At 40.3% G+C, this 16,865-nt stretch carries 17 protein-coding genes; 10 read left to right on the top strand and 7 right to left on the bottom strand.

Annotation, left to right across the window (positions count from 1 at the left end):
- Positions 1–317: 317 nt before the first annotated feature.
- From HNR53_RS21575 to thiS, 5 genes are read right to left on the bottom strand one after another with little or no spacing between them, the layout of a single operon-like run.
- Positions 318–908, bottom strand: a complete 591-nt coding sequence (locus HNR53_RS21575; protein ID WP_184529978.1) for a thiamine phosphate synthase — start codon at positions 906–908, stop codon at positions 318–320.
- Between the two features lie 5 nt (positions 909–913).
- Positions 914–2,068: a 2-iminoacetate synthase ThiH gene (gene thiH, locus HNR53_RS21570; RefSeq protein WP_184529976.1), complete on the bottom strand. Its 1,155-nt coding sequence runs from the start codon at positions 2,066–2,068 to the stop codon at positions 914–916.
- A 4-nt stretch (positions 2,069–2,072) separates the two neighbouring features.
- Complete coding sequence (locus tag HNR53_RS21565; RefSeq protein WP_184529974.1) at positions 2,073–2,840, bottom strand: thiazole synthase; 768 nt, start codon at positions 2,838–2,840, stop codon at positions 2,073–2,075.
- 27 nt (positions 2,841–2,867) lie between these two features.
- Positions 2,868–3,671, bottom strand: a complete 804-nt coding sequence (gene thiF / locus HNR53_RS21560; RefSeq protein WP_184529972.1) for a sulfur carrier protein ThiS adenylyltransferase ThiF — start codon at positions 3,669–3,671, stop codon at positions 2,868–2,870.
- Between the two features lie 3 nt (positions 3,672–3,674).
- On the bottom strand, positions 3,675–3,869 hold the full coding sequence (thiS, locus tag HNR53_RS21555; RefSeq protein WP_184529970.1) for a sulfur carrier protein ThiS: 195 nt from the start codon (positions 3,867–3,869) through the stop codon (positions 3,675–3,677).
- A gap of 327 nt (positions 3,870–4,196) precedes the next feature.
- Between thiS and HNR53_RS21550 the strand changes: the two genes are divergently transcribed.
- The 4 genes from HNR53_RS21550 to HNR53_RS21535 are packed head-to-tail and all read left to right on the top strand — an operon-like array spanning position 4,197 to position 7,986.
- Complete coding sequence (locus tag HNR53_RS21550) at positions 4,197–4,586, top strand: GntR family transcriptional regulator (RefSeq protein WP_184529968.1); 390 nt, start codon at positions 4,197–4,199, stop codon at positions 4,584–4,586.
- Entirely contained in the window at positions 4,579–5,481 is a 903-nt protein-coding gene (locus tag HNR53_RS21545; RefSeq protein ID WP_184529966.1) for an ABC transporter ATP-binding protein, read from the top strand. The genes HNR53_RS21550 and HNR53_RS21545 overlap by 8 nt, the downstream gene beginning before the upstream one ends.
- A complete protein-coding gene (locus HNR53_RS21540; protein ID WP_184529964.1) occupies positions 5,453–7,429 on the top strand; it encodes a DUF6449 domain-containing protein in 1,977 nt (658 codons plus the stop codon). The genes HNR53_RS21545 and HNR53_RS21540 overlap by 29 nt, the downstream gene beginning before the upstream one ends.
- A gap of 41 nt (positions 7,430–7,470) precedes the next feature.
- A complete protein-coding gene (locus HNR53_RS21535; protein WP_184529961.1) occupies positions 7,471–7,986 on the top strand; it encodes an RNA polymerase sigma factor in 516 nt (171 codons plus the stop codon).
- A 53-nt stretch (positions 7,987–8,039) separates the two neighbouring features.
- Here the strand turns inward: HNR53_RS21535 and HNR53_RS21530 are convergent, their stop codons facing one another.
- A complete protein-coding gene (locus tag HNR53_RS21530) occupies positions 8,040–9,221 on the bottom strand; it encodes a M20 metallopeptidase family protein (RefSeq protein WP_184529959.1) in 1,182 nt (393 codons plus the stop codon).
- 355 nt (positions 9,222–9,576) lie between these two features.
- Here HNR53_RS21530 and HNR53_RS21525 point away from each other — a divergent pair, with 355 nt between their 5' ends.
- From HNR53_RS21525 to HNR53_RS21505, 6 genes are all read left to right on the top strand, one after another.
- Complete coding sequence (locus HNR53_RS21525; RefSeq protein WP_343065371.1) at positions 9,577–10,731, top strand: amino acid permease; 1,155 nt, start codon at positions 9,577–9,579, stop codon at positions 10,729–10,731.
- A gap of 63 nt (positions 10,732–10,794) precedes the next feature.
- Entirely contained in the window at positions 10,795–11,025 is a 231-nt protein-coding gene (locus HNR53_RS23350) for a hypothetical protein (protein WP_246439732.1), read from the top strand.
- Between the two features lie 234 nt (positions 11,026–11,259).
- Positions 11,260–12,705 carry a DUF5667 domain-containing protein gene (locus tag HNR53_RS21520; RefSeq protein WP_184529957.1) on the top strand — a complete coding sequence of 482 codons (1,446 nt, stop codon included), beginning with the start codon at positions 11,260–11,262 and terminating at the stop codon, positions 12,703–12,705.
- Positions 12,706–12,847: 142 nt separating this feature from the next.
- Positions 12,848–13,603 (top strand): RNA polymerase sigma factor SigI, encoded by a 756-nt coding sequence (gene sigI / locus HNR53_RS21515; RefSeq protein WP_377802184.1) that lies wholly within the window; start codon positions 12,848–12,850, stop codon positions 13,601–13,603.
- Positions 13,600–14,787, top strand: coding sequence for an anti-sigma-I factor RsgI family protein (locus HNR53_RS21510; RefSeq protein WP_184529953.1), 1,188 nt, complete (start codon positions 13,600–13,602; stop codon positions 14,785–14,787). The genes sigI and HNR53_RS21510 overlap by 4 nt, the downstream gene beginning before the upstream one ends.
- Before the next feature lie 136 nt (positions 14,788–14,923).
- Positions 14,924–15,538, top strand: a complete 615-nt coding sequence (locus HNR53_RS21505) for a class I SAM-dependent methyltransferase (protein ID WP_184529951.1) — start codon at positions 14,924–14,926, stop codon at positions 15,536–15,538.
- A gap of 59 nt (positions 15,539–15,597) precedes the next feature.
- Here the strand turns inward: HNR53_RS21505 and HNR53_RS21500 are convergent, their stop codons facing one another.
- Positions 15,598–16,824, bottom strand: coding sequence for an MFS transporter (locus tag HNR53_RS21500; RefSeq protein WP_184529949.1), 1,227 nt, complete (start codon positions 16,822–16,824; stop codon positions 15,598–15,600).
- Between the last annotated feature and the right edge of the window lie 41 nt (positions 16,825–16,865).

The following is a 16,865-nucleotide window of genomic DNA, read 5'->3' as shown; positions in this document are numbered from 1 at the left end:
TTAATAAGATGATAAAAGGATAATACATATTATACATGACTAACATGTATTATCCCCTATTTTCAGGACTTTTTGTAAATTAGGTCTTGATAACTCAAGGAACGAGAAGGGCGACGACCCAGTGAGTAGGTGGTCGATAAGGGGTGAGTAGTTCAAGCATAAGTGCTTCATTTAAAGAATTCTTTGGATAGTATAATTTTATGACAACAGAAGTCCATTCTAGACCCAATCATTTTCAAAAGTGGAGAAACAGAAACATAAAAGCGTTCCCGCCCGCATAATGCTTTACCGCGGTTGGGGACGCTTTTTAGCTATGTTTAATATTCAGGCTTGAATCGGCCGGCAAGGTGGGAAGGATGAGCACAGGTCATGGCTTCGGACATGATACACATCCCTTTTGCACCTGCAGCGAATACATCATTTACTTTATCGTTTGTAATCCCTCCAATAGCAAAAACAGGAATCTCAGCATGGTGGCAGATTTCTTCTAAAAAAGATAGACCTCTTGGCGGGACACCACGTTTACAATCAGTGGAAAAGATATGTCCCGCGATTAGGTAATGAGCACCGAGTTGCTGCGCCTCAAGTGCCTCTTCCAGAGAATGAACGGAAGCACCTATTTGTTGAAAGGAGCGGATCTCCTTTCTGTGTTCTCGTAAAAGGTGCATCGATAAATGGATCGCAGGCAGCCCTAAATGAATGGCTGCGTCGATATTTTGATTGATCAGCAGCGGAACCTGATGGGCTGCACATCTTTCTTGTACTTTAGAGGCTAAAGCTTCATATTCCTCATTCGGCAAATCTTTTTCCCGCAGCATAATGGCATGAGGTCTCCCGGAAGCTATTTGTTCGATTCTCTTGAGAAAATCATCTGGACAAAGCTTGCGGTTGGTTACACAGATCAGCATATGTTCTACACCCGGATATAATCGGTATAGACAGGCTGCAACCCTTTGTTCACGATCATTTGATGCACTTCAGCCACAGAACGCTCATCTGAAATTTCAAATTGCTGATCGCCCTTTTGCTCTTCATCATGACCGCCAACCCCAACATTTACGCCGGCAGATGCCTTTGTTGCGACCATTCCCACTACATGATCACGGAATCCGGCCCGTTCTCTTGTCGAAATCGTAATTCCGGCAAATGGCATCCATAAGCGGTAAGCAAGCATAACTTGCAGCAGCTGTGTTTCATGCACATCCCTTGGGTTATTTTTTGCATTGTTAATATAAGGGCGCAGGCGCGGTACAGAGAAGCCGATCTCTGCATGCGGATATTTTTGCTGCATCAAATGTGCATGCAGACCTGCTGCAAAGGCATCCTTACGGAAATCATCCAGACCTAGTAATGCTCCAAAGGAAACTCCGCGCATTCCGCCTAAGATCGCCCGTTCCTGGGCATTGAAGCGATATGGGAAAATCCGTTTCGAGCCCCATAAATGATACTTTTCATATGTATCCGTATTATAGGTTTCCTGGTAAACGGAGACGAAGTCTGCACCGCAGCTATGCAGGTAGGCATATTCATCGGAATTTAACGGATAGATTTCAATTCCTACAGTTGAAAAATATTTTGCTGCCAATTTTATCGTTTCGCCAATATACTCAACGTCTGATTTATAGCGGGATTCACCGGTTAGGATTAAAATCTCTTCTAACCCCGTTGCGGCGATCGCCTTTAGTTCATCCTCTGCCTCTTGCTTAGTAAGAGTTGCGCGGTTGATCTTATTTGTCGCTTTAAATCCGCAGTAGGTGCATTCGTTTTCGCAATAATTCGCAATATATAAAGGCGTAAAGAGTGAAACAGAATTTCCAAAATGCTTCTTCGTTTCGGCCATTGCCTTTCTTGCCATCACCTCTAAATAGGGCTGAGCGGCAGGGGAAAGGATCGCTCCATAGTCGTCTAAAGAAAGCTGTTCTTTACTTAAGGCTTTCTCCACATCTCTACTTGTGTATTGTGCATGGTCATAGCTTGATGCAAGAGCTAAAACCTTTTCCATGATGTCTGATTCGATGATTTCCATTCCATCTTGATATTGCATATGATCTGTTTTTTTTCTGACCATGTCATTAATCCTCCAAAAATCCTGTTAAAGGACTTGATGCTTCCGCATGAAAATCTAATACTCTTCCTAAACCGGCGAGATAAGCGGAACGACCGGCTTCAATTGCATCCTTAAAGGCTTTTGCCATTAAGGCCACATTGTTTGCCGTGGCGATGGCAGTGTTGCACATCACTGCAGCCGCGCCCATTTCCATCGCTTCACAGGCTTGGGAAGGACGTCCGATACCGGCATCGACGATAATCGGCAGGTCAATTTCATCTACTAAAATTTTGATAAAATCCTTTGTGCTAAGCCCTTTGTTGCTGCCAATTGGAGAACCTAAAGGCATAACAGCAGCTGCTCCGGCATTCACTAATGCTCTGGCTGCGTATAGATCCGGATACATGTAAGGCATCACGATAAATCCTTCTTTAGCAAGGATTTCGGTCGCTTTCACAGTTTCATAGTTGTCAGGAAGCAGATACTTTGAATCAGAAATAACCTCGAGTTTAACAAAATCACCGCAGCCAAGTTCTCTTGAGAGACGGGCGATTCGGACCGCTTCCTCAGCATTTCTCGCACCCGATGTATTCGGAAGCAGGGTGATATTCTTCGGAATATAGTTTAATATATTTTCCTCGCCGCCTGAGTTGGCCCGTCGTAAGGCCAATGTAACGATTTCAGCCTCTCCATATTCAATGACTGCTTTCATCATTTCTAAAGAAAACTTGCCTGATCCTAAAATAAATCTTGATTGAAACTCATGTCCGCCAATGTTTAATGTATCATTCATTTTTTATTCCACTCCTATATCTTTCTTCTAAACTTCTTCTTCTCCAATTAATATTCGTAAAATCATATTAGCCTGGTGCCCGGCGCATATGCTGACCCTTGGCGCCATCAGCCCTTTTCCAACTCCTGCTGCGTTTTCTAAATCGCCGCACACATAAAGCCGGTTCATCAATTTTCTTGTCTGAATTAAATTAGAACTGTCGTAGCCGGCCATACCTGAGCCAGACACGATTTTCACCTGCGGAAGCTGTTCCAGCGCAGAATTGATCAGTATTGATTTTTGATCTGCTTTATCAAAAGCTTCACAAATAATGTCATAGCCCGCAAAAAGCTCTGTTACATTATCCTCAGTGATTTTAACCGTTTTGATTTCTACCTTAATAAATGGGTTTATTTGTTCAATCTGTTCCTTTAGTGCCGTTGTTTTATGTCTTCCTAAATGGCTTACATAATAGCTTTGCCGGTTCAGATTACTTGGTTCGACAATATCAAAATCAACTAATAACAGCTGTCCGACACCAATTCTGGCCAGCATAACCGCAATATTGGAGCCAAGACCGCCCAGCCCGGCGATCGCCACCTTGCCATTTTTAAGCTGCTGGTGAACATATGGAGTATGACGCGCAACCATCATGCTTTCCAACTCTTCCTCATCAGGCATGACGCCTTTACGGATGATGTTCAGCACATCATTTTCTGATAGTTTACTGTCGTTTGCAATTTGAAAGCCGTTTAAGATAACGATGTCTGTGGCGCTGCCGCTTTGTTCGCGCACTTCAAATGCAGTTTGGCAGACTGTATCCAACTCTTTTCCATTTAATGTAATTCTCATTGATCAACCACCCCCGACAAATCTGACAATTTCCATCGTATCTTCATCCTGCAACAGGACCTCTTTATAGGCTGCTTTTGGCACAATTTCACCATTTCGCTCAACAGCAATGACCGCTAAATCATAACTTTGGGAAATTAGATAATCATATAGTGTTTGAGCTTCCTTTAATTCTACTAAACTGCCATTTATCTTCATTAATTTCACTTCCTTGTAAAAAATTTAACAAAAAAAGCACAGACTGGGGCCTACACCCTTTCGGTGGTGTTCCCCATTCTGTGCTTCTTTTTCATTTATTTATTAAAATCTTATAAAAGTTGGGCGGAATTGTCAACATTATATTTTCTTTTAATTAAAAAAATTTCGTATACCAGTGCCAGGAATTAAGAAAACAAAAGAAAAATATAAAAAATGGGTTTATTTTTCCAAAAGGTAGAGATATAATCAAACTGTATTATAAATAGTAGTACACTTAATACAGTTAATACGGATAGTACACTTGAGAGATAGATGGGAGGGGTCACGATGTTTGAGCTTGATATGAGAAGCCGAAAACCGATGTATGAGCAGCTTGTCGATAAACTAAAAGAGCTAATCATAAATGAAGTGCTTAAGCCGGATGAGCAGCTGCCATCGGTCAGGACATTAGCACAACAGTTGACCATTAATCCGAATACAATCCAAAAAGCCTATCGGGAGCTGGAAAACCAGGGGTTTATTTACTCACAAAAGGGAAAAGGCAGTTATGTGAATCCAAGCAGCTATTCAAAGGATGAGGACAAAATTAAGGAGATTAGAGTGGAGATCGAGAAATTGGTGCTGGAGGCTTTATATCTCGGTGTTCCTGCAGAGGAATTGATCGAGATGGTTAAAAACTTGGATACAGAAAAAAGGGGAGGGGTGCAGAATGATTAAAGTGGAAAATGCTAGTAAGTCATTTGCTGGATCAATGGCAATCGAAGATATTTGTCTATCGATTCATAAAGGTTCTATATATGGCTTGATTGGGTCAAATGGTGCCGGGAAGACCACATTAATTAAGCTGCTTGCGGGAATTTATTTGCAGGATCAAGGCGTTGTGACGATTGATGGGGAGACTGTATTTGAAAATACAGGTTTGAAGGAGAGATTCTTTTATATTCCGGACCAGCCGTATTTTTTCTCGCAATATACGGCTAAACAAATGGCCCACTTTTATAAAAGTGTCTACAGGGCGTGGAGTGATGAACGGTTTAGGCTTTTGGCACAGTCATTTGGGCTCGATGTAAATAAAAAGCTCCACAGCTTTTCCAAAGGATGGCAAAGGCAGGCGGCTTTTATTCTGGCTCTGTCAGCCAAACCGGAATTTTTAATTCTTGATGAGCCGATGGATGGAATGGATCCGGTTGTCCGGAAAAGGGTGAAAAATATTTTGATTCAGGATGTTGCTGAAAGGGAAATGACCATTCTTATGTCTTCTCACAATTTGCGAGAAGTAGAAGATATTTGTGATCATATCGGGATGATTCATCAAGGACGAATGATCTTTGAAAAAGATTTGGATGAACTGAAAGAGGATATCCATAAAATTCAGGTGGCTTATAACGAAGGGGTTCCAGAACAATTATTGGATAATTTAAATATTTTACATACTGAAAAGAGGGGAAGTGTCCATCTTTACATTGTTAGAGGGGAAGAAGCCGAAGTGGTTAAGAACATCCGTCGGTCAAATCCGATCATCTTTGATATGCTGCCGCTTACGCTGGAAGAAATCTTTATTTATGAAATGGGGGACATCGGCTATGCCATCGAAAACATCGTGGTTAAATAAACAATTAATCCAGCAGACTGTTCGAAGCTCGGGCTGGATCCCGATTATTTACTTTCTTGGACTGCTGTTTGCTCTGCCGCTGGATATATACAGCAGGTATGCGAATGATAGAAGGATTAACTTTCAGCCTCAGCCAATAGAGAATTTATTCCAATACAATATGCAAATTCAAGTAGCACTTTTGATAATCGTTCCTGTGATAATGGCGGTATTTTTATTCCGCTTTCTTCATGTAAGGCAGGCTGCGGAGATGATGCACAGTCTTCCGCTAAAGAGGGGGAAAATCTTTTCCCATTTCACATTAAGTGGAATCGTGGGTTTAACTGTTCCTGTTGTGCTTACTGCATTTATCGTGCTCGCCTTATATCAGTTGATCGATTTGAGTGCTTATTTCCAAATGGAGGACATCTTTATTTGGGCAGGAACTACAATTCTATTAAACTTGGTTATGTATACAGCAGGAGTATTTGTAGCGATGATGACCGGGATTTCTGTTGTTCAGGTTGTTTTAACTTATATCCTTCTCTTGTTTCCGGCAGGTTTTATAGCTCTATTGGTGTCAAATCTCTATTTTTTATGGTTCGGCTTTCCAATGGATTATTATTTAAATAGCAATATTGAGCAGATGTCGCCGCTCATTTTTATCGCATTGCTTGATGAACGCATTCTGCATTGGAAAATAACACTTGCATATGCCGTTGTTTCGCTTATTTTATATGGATTATCACTATATTTCTATCAAAAGAGAATGATAGAAAGTGCCTCAGAGGCGATAGCTTTTCCAAAGATTCGCATTGTTTTTAAATATGGTATGACCTTCTGTTTCACCTTGCTGGGCGGAGTGTATTTCGCTGACATATCAGAGGTTAACCGTGCCAGTTGGTTGAGCTTAGGCTATCTCATTGGAACTGTGATTGGTTATTATGCTGCAGAAATGGTTTTGCAAAAAACGTGGAGAGTGTTCCGCAAAATCAAAGGGCTGCTGATATATGGAGCCAGTTTGGCTGTTGTGCTAGTGGGAATTCAAGTTTTAGACATGTATGAAAATCATGTTCCAGAGCAGGACGAGATTCAACATGTGTTTTTTACGGATACACCGTATGTTTTTGCAAATAACACTTATAACGGAGTTGGATTTATTCCCGAACCATTAAAGGAGAAAAGTAATATTAAAGCAGTGCGCAAGCTCCATCAGCAGATTATAGAAAATAAAGATCTTGTAAAATCAGATGAAAGTCAATTTAAGGAACAGGCATTTTTCTATTATGAATTGAAGAACGGGCGGAAGGTGATTCGTCAGTATAGTGTAGATCGTGAGAAATTTGCTAAGTCTTTCAAGACCTTCCAGGAATCTGCTGAATATAAGCGTACTTCGCAAATGATTTTTCACCTGGACGCAAAGGATGTTGATTTCTTTAGCATCTCAACTCAAGGTCCATTTCCTGACCGTATTTCGGTTAATAATCGTGAGGACATAGAGGAATTTGTTAAAATCTACCGGAAAGATGTACTGGCTGCATCGTATGAAGACAGCATCTATTATCAAAACTACGGAGCTTCTGTGGAGTTCTTTATTAATCAGGAACAATCTGTTTATTTGCCTTTAGCACCTTCTTATAAGGGGACCCTTCAATGGCTAACTGAAAAAGACCTGCTGGATAAGATCAGTGCCAAACCGGATGATATCGCTTCGATCCAGATAGTAAAGGATGACAATCATTATTTTGAAATGGACCCAAGGGAGATTGCAGATGAGATCGAAAATCGGGCAGATATGTTAAAAGTAGAGGATAAAAAACAAATGGACGAACTGTTGCAGTGTACAACAGGCTGGCTGCAAAAACATCGGTATGTTGCCGTTATCCATTATAGCGGAAGGAAACAGGTTGATGTTGTATATATGGACGAATCTCATGCACCTCAATTTGTGAAGGAGCATTTCCGTTAAAAAGAATGGACATTTTTTGTCTGAGGAGGGGAGAAGCTGATATGGTTGATTTTAATCAAATGTACAGAGCAAATGCTAAACGATTAACCTATTTAGCCTATATGGTTGTCAAAGACTGGTATGAAGCAGAGGATATTGTTCAAGAGGCATTTATAAAGGTTTATAAAAAAATCGACACGATCGAGGATACAGAAAAGATCAGAGCTTGGCTGAATGCCATAACGGTTCGGACAGCGATTGATTTTAAACGGGTTGACAAACGGCGGAACTGGGCATCAGCTGATGTATCCCTGCTTGAGTATTCCTATCAGAAATCCGGTATGGGGAAAAATACTGAATCAGAGGTAGAAATCCGGCTTTTTAAAGAAGAACTGAACCGATCCATTCACAAGTTATCAGAATCCTATCAGGCTGTACTTCTGTTAAAATTGGAGTATGGTATGAAGGAAGCTGAGATTGCGAACGTGCTCCAATTGAAATCAACAACAGTCAAAACGCGATTATACCGGGCCAGGAGGCAGCTGAAGAGAACCATTGCGGAAAAGTATCCGGCATAACCAATCAGAAATGAAAAAACGCCACTCAATTAGTTTTGAGTGGCTGCTTTTTTCTAAAATAAGTAATGAGAGACAATTTTAACAAATGCCTTTTCCAGATTTAATAAGGCCCTTTCATCAAAATCAAATTTAGGATGATGATGCGGGTAGCTTGTTGCTTCATTTGCCTGAGAACCTACTTTAAAATAAGTTCCGGGCTTTTCAAGCAGATAGTAAGAAAAGTCCTCTGCGCCCATAGATGGTTCCAAGGCTAAAATATTATCCGCCGAAAATTCCTCACTCAGTAAGTTCCTTACCGTCCTTGTTTCTTCCACATGATTATATAAAGCAGGGTAGCCATTCAAGTAGTCTAGTGAATAGGCAGCTCCGTAGGCTGCGGTAATTCCGTCAAGAATGGTGCGGAATTGTCTTTCTACATGTTTGCGGATATCGCTGTCAAAGGTCCTGACCGTACCTTCCAATACAGCTTTATCCGCGATTACATTAAAGGCACTGCCTGATTGGAATACACCGATTGAAACAACCGCAGATTCCAGCGGGCTTACACCACGGCTGACAATCTTCTGCAGGGCACTTACAATTTCACTTCCAACTACAAGAGAATCAACGGAATCCTGCGGACGTGCGGCATGACCGCCTTTTCCCTGGATATGAATAGCGAATTTATCTACAGCAGCCATCTGAAATCCTTCGCCAAGTGCTATTTTCCCCAAAGGTTTTTGTGAATCCAAATGAGCGCCAAAAACATAATCGACCCCGTCCAGCACCCCATCTTCAATCATGAATTTTGCCCCGCCTGGAGGTGTTTCTTCCGCAGGTTGGAAAATAAAAACAACCTTTCCTTTTATCTTTTGGCGGAACTGGCTTAAGACCTTCGCGGTACCTAGCAAGGCTGCTGTATGACCGTCATGTCCGCATGCATGCATGACACCTGATGTTTGTGATTTATAGGGAGTTTCCTTTTCATCATGGATTGGTAAGGCATCAAAGTCTGCTCTTAAAGCAATTGTTTTTCCTGGATGTACTCCATGTAGAATTCCAATTAAACCATGACCGCCCACATTGGTTTTCACCTCAAGCCCAAAGCTGAGCAGATTTTCTTGAATGTATTGTGCTGTTTTTTCTTCCTGAAAGGATAGTTCGGGACATTGGTGCATGTATCTTCGCCAATCAACCACTGAATGGTAGTCATTCAATATTGCTTCATTTATTTCTTTTAATAAAATCTCACCCATTGCTATCCCATCCTTTTCTATCATTTATAAAATAAACGTGTCTGTTTATCGTATTTAAGAATTTTAAAAACCAACTTAACTTATAAGAATTATTAAGATTATATCACAATTCACAGAATTGTAAATTTCTAATTGCGTTTTTCTAAAGAAAAAATAATTGAAATTGTATTTACGTCATTATAGCACTGTATTATGGAAGATTAATAGGTGATTCAGGATAATGTATTGATTATTCAGATAAACTATGATTTACCTGGATATTTGCCTAGGAAAATAAAATGTTTCGTAAAATGCATTTCATAACTTGATTTTGATTTGCTCATACTAATGTTAAAGATTATTTGGAGGGCTGATCGTGGAAAAAGGCTTGTCAACATGGCAGTTAACAATGATGGCATTAGGAACAGTAATAGGGGGTTCGTTTTTCCTGGGTTCAGCACTAGCAATTCGGGCAGCGGGTCCGGGAGTCATTATTTCCTTTATACTTGCTGGTATTTTAGCTTATTTTATTCTTTATGCTCTATCGGAAATGACCGTTGCCGACCCAGCGCCTGGATCATTTCGTACATATGCTGAAAAAGCCTACGGTCCTTCATTGGGATTTGTGGTTGGCTGGGTATATTGGACAGGGCTTGTTTTGGCTATGTCAAGTGAGGCAACAGCTGTTTCTTATTTTTTGCAGGGATGGTTACCTGGGATTTCCCTGCCGCTTGTCGGTTCTTTCATTATTGTCGCAGTGACCCTGTTAAATCTTCTTGGTGCAGAACGCTTAAGCAAGCTGGAAAGTGCACTTTCGGCTGTTAAGCTCCTAGCCATTATTGGTTTTATTATTTTCGGTGCCCTGCTAATTTTCGGGCTAATACCAGGCAATCCAGAAGCTGGTGCCGGCAGTCTAGCTATTGAGCCGATACTCCCTAATGGAATTGGAGGAATAGCCGGCAGTATGCTGCTGGTTGTATCTGCTTTTGCCGGCTTTGAGATTATCGGTCTGGCTGCTTCAGAAACAAAGGATCCGGCAAAAACTGTACCTAAAGCGATTAATTATACGGTGTTTGGCTTAATTGGACTGTATATTGCAGCTGTTGTGGTACTGCTGCCTTTAATTCCGACAGGCTCCTTGACGGGGGATGTAAGCCCGATGGTTGCGGCGTTAATGAGACAAGGGCAGGGATGGGCCGGAAATGTCATGAATATGGTCCTTGTTACTGCAATCCTTTCAACTATGCTCGCAGCGATGTTTGGTCTGGGAAGAATGATTCGTTCTCTCGCAGATGGGGGTTATGCACCTTCATGGATAAGAGGAAAGGGGAATGTACCATACAAAGGGATTCTCTTTTCAGGTGCAGCAATGCTGATTGCATTGGGTATGGGTCTGCTTCTGCCCGCACAGGTCTATGTTTTTCTCATAAGTTCAGGAAGTTTTGCCTTACTCTTTACATATGGAGTGATTGTAGCGGCCCATTATAAATTGCGCAGAAAAAATGGCTGTCCACCGGAAGGAAAATGCTAGTTTCCCGGTTATCCTGTTTCTTCCTGGATTGTATTAATCAGTATTTTTGTCATCATTGCCAGTATGCCGCTTATTGAGGGGCAGGGAGTAGGTCTTGCAGCAGGATTGGCTTTGCTCGTTTTTTATTCGCTGATCTATTGGATTGTCCAAACTCGAAAAAAGACTGCTTTTACTGTGGAAGGAAAGCCAGCATACAACCTTGAGCAGCTTCGGCCAAAGACAAGCATTGAAGCAGCTGAGGAATTAGTATCTCTGAATAGCCAGAAGATAAAGAAGAAAAATAAAAAGGAATAGAAAAACAAATGGAAAGTCTCATCTCATGTGGTTCGCTTCATACGAGATTAGCACGTTTTTCAGTACCAGTATCCCGATAATTTTTAAAAATATTATTCAGGTGTTGTCTTTCGAGGCAATGCCTGAATTTTTTTATATTCCTCCTATATTTTCCACCCACATAAAAAAGTCACCCATCTCGTATTCTTATAGTGAAAAAGCGATCGCGGAAAAATTACAGAGGTGAATATTATTATGAAATACTTATCTACTAAACATTTAAATAGGATTGGAAAAACAGCGTTGGCGATGGTCCTTGCCGGTACATATGCATTTTCTTCTCCGATCTCATTTTCAGCCGAAGAGAATGATCAAAGTAAAGACTACGAAACAGTACAATTTCCTTCTAGTCTGACTGCGGAGGAAACTGCGGCTGAAGATACTACAGAAGTAACGGATGGAAATACAACTCAAGCTGCTGATGATGCGACAGCGGAGGGAACAGACAGTACAGCTGCAGATAATACAGACGGAACAGAAACTTCATCTGAAAGCTCAACAGATGAAACAGCAAATACTGAAGAAACAAGTGCTACAGATGAATCAGCGGTAGAAGATAATACAGAAGCTCCTTCCCTTGTCCCTGGAGATGTATTCTATTTTGTAAAAATTGCTTTTGAAAAAATTCAATTAGCTTTTACATTTGATGATGTAAAAGAGGCGAAATTACTTGCAGAATTTTCGGCAGAACGTTTAGCCGAGGCTGAAGCTCTTTTTGCCCAAGGAAAAGACGATGAGGCACTAGAGACGATTAAAAAAGCCCTTGAATATCTTGAAGGATCAGAAGGTCAGCTAGGTGAGGAAGCAACAACAGAAACAAACAATGATCAAAGTACAGTTGATAAAGACACAACAGCATCTGAAGATGAAGCTGCTGCTGATGAAGATAACGCAGCATCTGAAGATGAAGTTGCTGTTGATGAAGATAACGCAGCATCTGGAGAAGAGGTTGCTGCTGATGAAGATAATACAGCATCTGTAGATGACAATGCGGCAGAAGAAGAAACTGCGGGTGATACTGACGAAGAAGGTATAAAGGAAGTAAAAGAATTGATTTCGCAGAATATTATTGCCCTCACTGCAGCAATGGAAAAAGTTAAAAATCCTACAGCAAAAGCAGCGTTGAAAAAAAATATCGAAAAAAGCTATGCCAAATTAGCTAAGAAGATCGCTAAATTAGAAGCAAAACAAGAACGTAAGGCGAAGAAAAAGGAAAAACCAGCAGTTGAAGTGGAAGAGGAGTCTGCAGTTGTTGAAAACGAAACCACAACAGAAACGCAAACCTCGGAAGTAACGAATCCGGAATCAGCAGTAACAACAGCACCTGCAGTTGAAACTAAAACCGAAACGCCTGCTGCAACAGTGGAAGAGACTGAGGCTCCAGCACCAGTTAATCCGGTACCAGCACCTGCAGCAATTTCTTCGGAAAAAGCACCAGCACCACAAGTACCTGTTAACAGTACAAAAGCACAGATAAAAGAAGAAGCAAAGCAAATCAAAGAGACTGCTAAACAGGAAGCAAAGGAAATCCGTACAGAGGCGAAGCAGGAAGCGAAAGAGATTCGCAACGAGGCCAAGCAAGAAGCAAAACAGAAACAAGCTGAAATGAAACAAAATCATAATGGAAATAAACCTGAGTAATAGGTAAATAGAGGAAATTGAAATTGATATTTCAGTGAAGAATCGCACAATGGCCCGTTTTTCGGGTCCTTTGTGCGATTATAAATAGCCGCTCATGAGAAATGATGGATTACTCCTATGATATAATGTTTTCAGAATTGAGGTGAGGCTATTGCTAAGTTTATTGTTTATGGCGAGAAAACGAAAAAGAAAACTTGAGGAACAAATACAACTTATCCAACAAGGTGATTTGACTTTACATAATGAATTGATTGATTCTTACAGACCCTTTATTGCCAAGACGGTATCTTCTGTCTGTAAAAGATACATACATGAATCTGACGATGAATTTAGCATTGGTCTTATTGCTTTTAATGAAGCGATTCAAAAATATGACTCAGAAAAAGGAGCTTCATTAATCAGTTTTTCAGAGCTGCTAATCAAACGCAGAGTAATCGATTATATCCGTAGTCAGTCGAAATATGAAACGGTAAGTCTGGATAATAGTTATAAAGCTTGCGAGGATGAATATGAAGGTACATCAATAGAAACTGAGTTATCCTTTGAAAGTTTTAAGAGGAAAACAGATGAGAATTTAAGAAAAGAGGAAATTCTACAATTTACTGAAGTGATGAAGCAATTTGATCTCTCCTTTCAGGACCTGCTTGAAAACTCTCCAAAGCACGAGGATGCGAGAAGAAATGCGATTATGACAGCAAAGATATTGACTGAAAATGAGAAACTAATAACTTACTTTTTAGAGAAGAAACGGCTTCCGATCAAAGAACTGGAGGGATTTGTACCCATCAGTAGGAAAACGATTGAGCGAAACAGAAAGTATATTATTGCGATTTCCCTTATTTTAATTGGGGATTATGTGTATCTCAAAGATTATTTAAAAGGGGTGCTGGAAACGTGAAAAAGGGAATTATAATGGAGGTCAATAAACGTTTTTTAACGGTTTTAACCCCGGAAGGCGAATTTTTGCGGGCCCGGAAGGAAAACCCTCATTATCAAATTGGTCAGGAGATCATGTTTACCCCTGTAACACAGGAGAAAAAGGCTTCTTTTTTTCCTGCCTTTCAAGGAAGAATTTTATGGCCGGCTACAGCCGCGCTTTTACTCATATTCTTATTTATCCTACCGGTTTATCAAAATAATAAAGTTTATGCTTATTTATCGATTGATATCAACCCAAGTATCGAGTTAGGGGTAAACAAGAAATATCAAGTCATTGAGTTAAAATCTTATAATGATGATGGTGAAAAGGTCATTAATCAAATTCAAGATTGGAAACGTGAAGATGCTGATAATGTTGTAAGCAGCATTATCGATGAGATAAAAAAGCAGGGTTATATGAAGGATAAACAGAAAATGGTCGTAGCGAGTGTGTATGCCGAAGAGGATGCCGAAAAACAGGATAGCTGGAAGAAAGAAGTGGAAGAAATTCAGAAAGTCATTTCGGCAGAAAAGCTTGAACTCACCATTGTAGAAGGAACTGTATCCGAACGGGAGAAGGCAGTAGATGAAGGACTGACGCTAGGATTATATAAAGAAAAGAAACTGAAGGAACATAATGCCAAGGCTGAAGCGAAACAGAAACAGAAACAGAAAGAAAGTAATACAAACGCTGAGGCGAATAAGAAATTTGTACCAGCGACAGAGAAATCAAAACCAGTTGAGAATCCTGTTCAAACTGAAGCGAAAAAACAGAAAGAACAGCCAAAAGCTGTTGAGGAAAATAAGACGAAAATATCTCCAGGACAACGCAAAAAAGAAGAAAAACAACAAGAAGACCTAAAAATACCGGCAGAAGTCAAACAGGAAAATGCCCCGGCTATTCCCGCTAACGAGGAAACGTCAAACAATCAGGATCAAAAAGTTCAGGAACCAAAAATGAAAGAAAACAATAGGAATAATAATAAGCCAGAAGAAAATAAAAATGAAACTGAAGGCAATAGAAATAGCGGAAATAATGGAAACAATAGAAACAATGGTAATGGAAATGAAAAGAGTAATCATGAGGATAGCAGCAGCGGTCCTAAAGACAATCAGCCTGCTTTAGTAAAGAGCGGCGAGAACGTAAATAAACATGAAGAGTAAAATACATGACAACAGATTTATTTGGAGAGAGGCAGGGAGCTGCTTCTCTTTTTTTTCGAAATTTAGCTTGAACGAAGCATTCATTAGGGGAAAATATAGTATAATGGCTGTCGACAGGATTATGAGGTGCAAAAAAATGAAAGATAAGGAACAGTATTATGATCAGCTGTTAAATATTCATACAGCTGGTGTACAAAAGATTTTTAATTCTTCATCCCACTATCATCGCTATGAACCAACCCCTTATAGTGCTTTGGAGCTGTTATTCAATGAATACCCGTTAAAGGAAGGTGACTCTGTTATTGACTTCGGCTGTGGCAAGGGGCGCTTGAATTTTTTGATTCATCATATGTTTAATGCGTCAGTAGCCGGAATTGAAATGAATAAAACCTTTTATCAGGAAGCGATGGATAATTTAAGCTCGTATTACAAGATTAATAAAATACCGCTGGAGAAGATTCGTTTTATCCGTTGTTTAGCCGAAGAATATCCCATTAGTTCCGCAGATAATGTTTTTTACTTTTTTAATCCCTTTTCGGTCCAAATCTTTATGAAAGTAATCAATCATATTCTGCTTTCAGTGGAAGAAACACCGCGTGGTATTACGCTGATTTTATACTTTGCCTCAGATGATTATATTTTTTATCTTGAAAACGACACGGCTTTCCAATTAAAACAGGAAGTCAGGCTGCCGGATCTGTATGAATCAGTACCGTATGAACGGTTTTTAATTTATACTTTGAACGATTAAAATGCAAAAAAGAGGTCTCCAAAAGTCGGAAATACGACTTTTGGAGACCTCCTTATTATTTAATTAGTTAGTTCTTTTTCTATATGCTGTGCTGTTAAGGAATGAATCATAATCGAGAGAACTATTCCTACAGTCAAGATTGCACCAAACACGAAGAATGGCATCGTAGAGCTGCCCGTCTTTAAGATAAAAGTGGCGATAATTGGACCAAGGCTCGCTCCGATAAATAAAATAAATGTATAGATTGAAGTAGCGACGCCTTTCTCATTCCCGCCTAACTGCCCGACCAGCGCCAGCATCGACGGCACAATAATGGCTATTCCGCACACAAAGAGAATGCTCATGAAAATAATGATAGGCAAGCTTTGACCCAATCCCATGAAGAATAATCCAATAATGGAACAAAGCATGCCAAAGGTCAAAACTTTTTTCATGCCGAATTTTTGCACGAATTTCCCGGTAAACGGGGATAGAATGATGCCGAATATTCCGGCAGCGCGGACATAGAATATCTTCTGATCATCAAACTGAAAAGACGTGCTCAAGTAATAGCCTAAAGCGGTATACATTCCGACAAAGGTCAAAAGCACCATGATCCCGATGCTGTTACATAAAATAAGCGGTTTATGCGAAAAGGAAATTTTGAACTTCCGCACAATGGCAAAAAGATCCTGATCCTTTGCAGCCATGCCATCCTTTGGGATGACAATCCATAAAAAAATAGAGGTGAAAATATAAACAATGGCAAAAAAGAAAAATACCGTATTCCAATTAATCAGAGCGGTAATGAAGCTTGAGATAAGCTGGCCGACGATGCCGGCGATTAAAAACCCGGAGCTAATAATTCCGATCGTTGTTACCCTTTTCTTTGGCGGGTACATCACACCCACATAAGTAAGGGCCACTGGTGAAAAAGTGGCTGCCAATCCCCCTTGAATTCCTCGTAGAACAACTAGCTGGCTGAAGCTGTCAGATAAACCAATCATAAAGGTCACAATCGCTAAACCAACAAGCCCGAGCGCCATCACATTTTTTTTGCCGTAACGGTCGGATATTGCCCCGAAGAATAAACAGCCAACTGCAAAGCAGATGGAAAAAATACTCCCTGCCCAAGCTGCCTGGCTTACAGATATTTGATAAATCTCAGACAGCTTCGGCAGGAGTGGAATCGTCACATATAAGGAGCATAAAACGACCAAACCGGTCCAAAATAGGACAAAGGTGATGATATTCACATTTCCCAGCTTAACGTAGTCAATGTTTTCAACGTCATGCGTTACTTTCATTTCAACTATTCTTCCTTTCAAATAAATAAGCTGCATTTCTT

It is taken from the genome of Bacillus benzoevorans, from assembly GCF_014207535.1.
In the GTDB taxonomy this organism is placed as follows: Bacteria; Bacillota; Bacilli; order Bacillales; family Cytobacillaceae; genus Bacillus_BD; species Bacillus_BD benzoevorans.
This window is presented reverse-complemented; position numbering and strand designations above follow the sequence as displayed.